The sequence below is a fragment of the Stenotrophomonas sp. INTA L402-1 genome, from assembly GCF_059295135.1.
This window is the reverse complement of the sequence record NZ_JCAFWP010000267.1, coordinates 1-510: the sequence shown is the minus strand read 5'-3', so window position 1 is coordinate 510 and position 510 is coordinate 1. Positions and strand designations below refer to the sequence as shown.

Here is a 510-nt window from a genome sequence, read left to right as displayed (position 1 = left end):
TTTTCGGCTGTACGAGTAAAATGAAGTTCCTGACATAGGGCCATAAAGTATTCTAATTGTTTTAGTTCCAATGGTCTATCCTCCTATATACCACAATTACGTATTGGGTAATTTTATTATTATAGGCTGAATCATATTCAATGTCTAATTGACTTTTTTGAGGAATACAGGTTTATATTTGAATTCAATCATAGGAAAAAGCTATTGTTTTTATAATAATGATTGAATTGTTTAATAAAAAAACTAATATTATACTTATATTCTAGTTCGTTTAATAATTAAATTAGGGAGAATCAAATGGCATGAAAATTCACTATTTGCAGCACGTTCCCTTTGAATTGCCTGAACATATATCAGTTTGGGCGAAGGAAAAGGGGCACGAAATTACAGGGACTTTACTATATGAAAATTATTATCTTCCGGAACTTTCGGAATTTGACTTACTTGTCATATTAGGTGGTCCGATGGGCGTTGATGATGAAGATAAGCATCCTTGGCTCTGTCTCTTAT

1 protein-coding gene is annotated in these 510 nt (G+C 32.0%); it reads left to right on the top strand.

Annotated features, from left to right (window positions below):
• Positions 1-302: 302 nt before the first annotated feature.
• On the top strand, positions 303-510 hold a 208-nt coding region (locus AC5O77_RS22715), incomplete at its 3' end, for a hypothetical protein (RefSeq protein ID WP_494507293.1).